This is a genomic window from Methylobacterium sp. WL103 (assembly GCF_008039885.1).
GTDB lineage: Bacteria > Pseudomonadota > Alphaproteobacteria > Rhizobiales > Beijerinckiaceae > Methylobacterium > Methylobacterium cerastii.
Genome location: NZ_VRUX01000280.1, coordinates 1 through 5,368, shown reverse-complemented (window position 1 = coordinate 5,368; position 5,368 = coordinate 1). Strand labels below are relative to the sequence as shown.

The 5,368-nt window shown below is 70.3% G+C and carries 5 protein-coding genes; all 5 read left to right on the top strand.

The genetic code is table 11. The annotated features are described in order from the left end of the window. Window positions 1-407 (top strand): methyltransferase (locus FV222_RS16215; protein ID WP_281406889.1); only part of this gene is annotated, 407 nt, incomplete at its 5' end. Window positions 408-493: 86 nt separating this feature from the next. After that, window positions 494-1,429 carry a chlorophyll synthesis pathway protein BchC gene (gene bchC / locus FV222_RS16210; protein ID WP_147764231.1) on the top strand — a complete coding sequence of 312 codons (936 nt, stop codon included), beginning with the start codon at window positions 494-496 and terminating at the stop codon, window positions 1,427-1,429. Continuing rightward, on the top strand, window positions 1,426-2,412 hold the full coding sequence (locus FV222_RS16205; RefSeq protein ID WP_147751147.1) for a chlorophyllide a reductase iron protein subunit X: 987 nt from the start codon (window positions 1,426-1,428) through the stop codon (window positions 2,410-2,412). The genes bchC and FV222_RS16205 overlap by 4 nt, the downstream gene beginning before the upstream one ends. A 5-nt stretch (window positions 2,413-2,417) precedes the next feature. Then, window positions 2,418-4,004, top strand: a complete 1,587-nt coding sequence (gene bchY, locus FV222_RS16200) for a chlorophyllide a reductase subunit Y (protein ID WP_147815105.1) — start codon at window positions 2,418-2,420, stop codon at window positions 4,002-4,004. Continuing rightward, a partial coding sequence (gene bchZ / locus FV222_RS16195; RefSeq protein WP_147815102.1) for a chlorophyllide a reductase subunit Z occupies window positions 4,004-5,368 on the top strand: 1,365 nt, incomplete at its 3' end. The genes bchY and bchZ, both read left to right, overlap by 1 nt.

Here is a 5,368-nt window from a genome sequence, read left to right as displayed (position 1 = left end):
GGGCAGAGGCGCGGCTCGGGGCCGCCGGCCTCACGGTCGCCTGCCGCGGCGGCAGCTTCTTCTCCGATCCCCTGCCGCGGGGCGCCGACGCGATCTCGCTGGTGCGGATCGTCCACGACCACGACGACGCCCGCGTCGCGGTGCTGCTGCGCGCGGCCCACGACGCGCTGCCGTCCGGCGGCACGCTTTTGGTGGCCGAGCCGATGGCTGGGACACCGGGGGCCGAGCCCGTCAGCGACGCGTATTTCGGCTTCTACCTGCTGGCGATGGGCAGCGGCCGCGCCCGCACCGCCGAGGAGTTGTCGGCGATGCTTCGCGCCGCGGGCTTCGCCGAAATCCGAAGTGTGAAGACCCGCCGCCCCCTGCTGACACGCCTGATCGTGGCACGCAGGTCGGCAAAAGTGTAAATTTGACTTGACGCTTTGTATTGTCATTCTAGGATGACTTATCGGCCGACCGAGAGAGTCGGACAGGGATGGAAGAGGCACCGCACATGGACGCGCTCGCCGTCGTTCTCGAAAGACCGGAGGTGTTGGCGCTCGATCGCCTTCCGCTGACCCCGGCCGCAGAGGGCGACGCGGTGGTCGCGGTCACCTGGAGCGGGATCTCCACCGGCACCGAGCGCCTGCTCTGGACCGGACGGATGCCGAGCTTCCCCGGCATGGGCTACCCGCTGGTGCCCGGTTACGAGTCGGTCGGGATCGTCGAGATGGCACCCGAAGGCTCCGGCCTCAGCGTCGGGCAGGCGGTCTTCGTGCCGGGCGCGCGCTGCTTCGGCACGGTGCGCGGCCTGTTCGGCGGCGCCGCCTCCCACCTGATCGTCCCGGCCGAGAAGCTGGTGCCGGTCGAGGCGAGCCTCGGCGAGAAGGCTATCCTGCTTGCGCTGGCCGCCACCGCCTACCACGCGATGGCCGCGAGCGCCCCGGGCGAGCGCACCCTGATCGTCGGCCACGGGGTGCTCGGGCGTCTGCTCGCCCGGCTCGTCGCCCTGTCCGGCGCGGTGCCGACCGTGTGGGAGACCAATCCAGTGCGGTCGCGGGGCGCGTTCGGCTACCCGGTCGTCCACCCCGACCAGGACGAGCGCCGCGACTACGCCACGATCACCGACGTCAGCGGCGACGCGAGCCTGCTCGACACGCTGATCGGGCGGCTTAGCCCCGGCGGCGAGATCGTGCTTGCCGGCTTCTACGAGGCACCGCTCTCCTTCGCGTTCCCGCCGGCCTTCCTGCGCGAGGCCCGGATCCGGGTCGCCGCCGAGTTCCGGCCGCACGACCTCGCAGCGGTGAGCGCGCTCATCGCCCGCGGCGCCCTATCGCTCGACGGCCTGATCACCCATCGGCGCCCCGCGTCGGAGGCGGAGCAGGCCTATCGCACGGCCTTCGGCGATCCCGAGTGCCTGAAGATGGTCCTCGACTGGAGGAACGCATGAACATGCACCTGACCAACGCCGCGTTGCGCGCGGAGGCGGCGATCGAGCCGGATCCGGTGGTGACCGCGCCGGCGAAGAAGGAGACGCAGATCATCGCGATCTACGGCAAGGGCGGCATCGGCAAGTCGTTCACCCTGGCCAACCTCAGCTACATGATGGCCCAGCAGGGCAAGAAGGTCCTGCTCATCGGCTGCGACCCGAAGAGCGACACTACCTCGCTGCTGTTCGGCGGCCGGGCCTGCCCGACCATCATCGAGACCTCGACCAAGAAGAAGCTCGCCGGCGAGGCGGTCGCCATCGGCGACGTCTGCTTCAAGCGCGACGGCGTCTACGCGATGGAGCTCGGCGGCCCCGAGGTCGGACGCGGCTGCGGCGGCCGCGGCATCATCCATGGTTTTGAGCTCCTAGAGAAGCTCGGCTTCCACGAATGGGGCTTCGACTTCGTCCTGCTCGACTTCCTCGGCGACGTGGTCTGCGGCGGCTTCGGCCTCCCGATCGCCCGCGACATGTGCCAGAAGGTCATCGTCGTCGGCTCGAACGACCTGCAGTCGCTCTACGTCGCCAACAACGTCTGCTCGGCGGTCGAATACTTCCGCAAGCTCGGCGGCAACGTCGGCGTCGGCGGCCTCGTCATCAACAAGGACGACGGCACCGGCGAGGCCCAGGCCTTCGCCGACGCGGTCGGCATCCCGGTGCTGGCGTCGATCCCGGCCGACGACGACATCCGCAAGAAGAGCGCGAACTACGAGATCATCGGCCGGCCCGACGGGCGCTGGGGCTCGCTGTTCTCGGATCTGGCCCAGAACGTCGCCGACGCAAAGCCCAACCACCCGACGCCGCTCTCGCAGGACGGCCTCCTCGGCCTGTTCTCGAGCGAGCACACCGGCCGCGACGTGGTGCTGGTGCCGGCGACCTTCGAGGACATGTGCGGCGTCGCCCACGTGACCAAGCCGTCCCTCGAAGTCGTCTACGACGAGGTCTGAGCCGCATGGCCGTCACCCTTGACATCGCAGCGCTTCGCGCCCGCCGGGAGGTCCCGGCCTCCGCCCTGGAAGCCCTCCAGGCGCCGGTCCCCGCCGCGCCGATCGATGTCGCTGCGACCAAGGGCGATGGGCTCGGCTGCCATTCCGGCAAGGACGTGATGCGGGCGGCCGCCGAGGCCGCCGGCATGTCGGAAACGCTGGAGCAGCTCAAGACAGATTATCCGGTCGGGCCCCACGACCAGCCCCAGAGCATGTGCCCGGCCTTCGGCTCGCTCCGGGTCGGCCTGCGCATGCGGCGCACCGCGACGATCCTCTCCGGCTCGGCCTGCTGCGTCTACGGGCTGACCTTCACCTCGCATTTCTACGGCGCCAAGCGCTCGGTCGGCTACGTGCCGTTTAACTCCGAGACGCTGGTCACCGGCAAGCTGTTCGAGGACATCCGCGAGGCGGTGTTCCTCACGGCCAAGCCCGCCGACTACGACGCCGTCGTGGTGATCAACCTCTGCGTGCCCACCGCCTCCGGCGTGCCGCTGCGCCTGCTACCGAAGGAGATCGACGGCGTCCGCATCATCGGCATCGACGTGCCGGGCTTCGGGGTTCCGACGCACGCCGAGGCCAAGGACGTGCTCGCCGGCGCGATGCTGAAATTCGCCCGCACCGAGGCCGAGCAGGGACCGGTCCAGGCGCCGCGCGCCGGCCGCTCCGAGCGCCCGACGGTGACGCTTTTGGGCGAGATGTTCCCGGCCGACCCGGTGGTGATCGGCGCGATGCTGGAGCCGCTGGGGCTCGCCGCCGGCCCCGTGGTCCCGACACGCGAGTGGCGCGAGCTTTATGCGGCGCTCGACGGCGCGGCGGTGGCGGCGATCCACCCGTTCTACACCGCGAGCATCCGCGAGTTCGAGGCCGCCGGCCGGCCGATCGTCGGCTCGGCGCCGGTGGGCGTCGACGGCACCAGTGACTGGCTCGACCGGATCGGCGAGGCCTGCGCCGTGCCGCGGAGCCTGGTCGAGGCCGCCAAGAATCGCCTGCTGCCGCCGATCCGCAGTGCGCTCGCGGCGGCCCCGATCAAGGGCCGGATCACGCTCTCCGGCTACGAGGGCTCGGAGCTTCTCGTCGGGCGTCTGCTGGTCGAGAGCGGCGCGGATCTCCGCTACGTCGGCACCGCCTGCCCGAGGACCCCCTGGGCCGAGGCCGACCGCGACTGGCTCGAGGCCCGTGGCATCCAGGTCAGGTTCCGCGCCTCGCTCGAGGACGACCTCGCCGCGATGCGCGAATATCGGCCGGACCTCGCCATCGGTACGACCCCGGTGGTTCAGAAGGCCAAGGAGGCCGGGACGCCGTCCCTGTACTTCACCAACCTGATCTCGGCCCGTCCCCTGATGGGCGTCGCCGGCGCCGGCTCGCTCGCCACGGTGATCAACGCCGCGCTGGGCAACAAGAGCCGCTTCGACGCGATGCGGGACTTCTTCGAGGGCGTCGGCACCGGTCACGCCGCCGGCGTCTGGGAGGACGTGCCGCAGCTCCGCAAGAGCGTATCGCGGGCGCCCGCGCCGAAAAAGCACGACCACGACCCGATTGGGGAGATGGCCTGATGCTCGTCCTCGATCACGACCGCGCCGGCGGATACTGGGGTGCCGTCTACGTCTTCACGGCGATCAAGGGCCTTCAGGTCATCATCGACGGCCCCGTCGGCTGCGAGAACCTGCCGGTCACCTCCGTCCTGCACTACACCGACGCGCTGCCCCCGCACGAGCTGCCGATCGTCGTCACGGGCTTGGGCGAGGAGGAGCTCGGCCGCCACGGCACCGAGGGCGCGATGAAGCGGGCGCACGCGGTGCTCGATCCGGGCCAGCCCAGCGTCGTCGTCACCGGCTCGATCTCCGAGATGATCGGCGGCGGGGTGACGCCGGAGGGCACCAACATCCAGCGCTTCCTGCCGCGCACCATCGACGAGGACCAGTGGCAGACCGCAGACCGGGCGATGCGCTGGCTCTGGCAAGAATACGGCGCCAAGCGCTTCGCCAAGAAGGGCATTCCGGCCCGCCCCGCCCGCAAGGACGGGGAGCGCCCCTGCGTCAACCTGATCGGGCCGGCCTACGGCACCTTCAACATGCCCTCGGATCTCGCCGAGATCCGCCGGCTGGTCGAGGGCATCGGCGCCGAGATCAACCTGGTCTTCCCCCTCGGCTCGCATCTCGCCGACGTGCCCAAGCTCGTCAACGCCGACGCCAACGTCTGCCTCTACCGCGAGTTCGGGCGCCTGCTCTGCGAGGACCTGGAGCGGCCCTACCTACAGGCCCCGATCGGCGTGCTCTCGACCACCAAGTTCCTGCGCTCGCTCGGCGAGATCCTCGGCCTCGACCCCGAGCCGTTTATCGAGCGCGAGAAGCACACCACGATCAAGCCGGTCTGGGACCTTTGGCGCTCGGTGACGCAGGACTTCTTCGGCACCGCGAGCTTCGGCATCGTCGCGACCGAAACCTATTCGCGCGGCGTGCGCCACTTCCTCGAAGACGAGATGGGGCTGCCCTGCACCTTCGCCTTCGCGCGGAAGCCCGGCGCCAAGCCCGACAACGACGCGGTCCGCGAGGCCATCGCGAAGACCCCGCCGTTGGTGCTGTTCGGCTCGTTCAACGAGCGGATGTACGCGGCCGAAAGTGGCTGCCGCGCGGTGTTCGTGCCGGCCTCGTTCCCCGGCGCCATCATCCGGCGGCACACCGGCACCCCGTTCATGGGCTACTCGGGCGCGACCTACCTCGTGCAGGAAGTCTGCAACGCGCTGTTCGACATGCTCTTCCACATCCTGCCGCTCGCCCGCGACATGGATGCGGTCGAGGCGACGCCCGCGCGGATGCACCGCGAGCTGCCGTGGGACGAGGCGGCGCGCGCAGCCCTCGACGCGCATGTCGAGAGCCAGCCGGTCCTGGTCCGGATCTCGATGGCCAAGCGCCTGCGC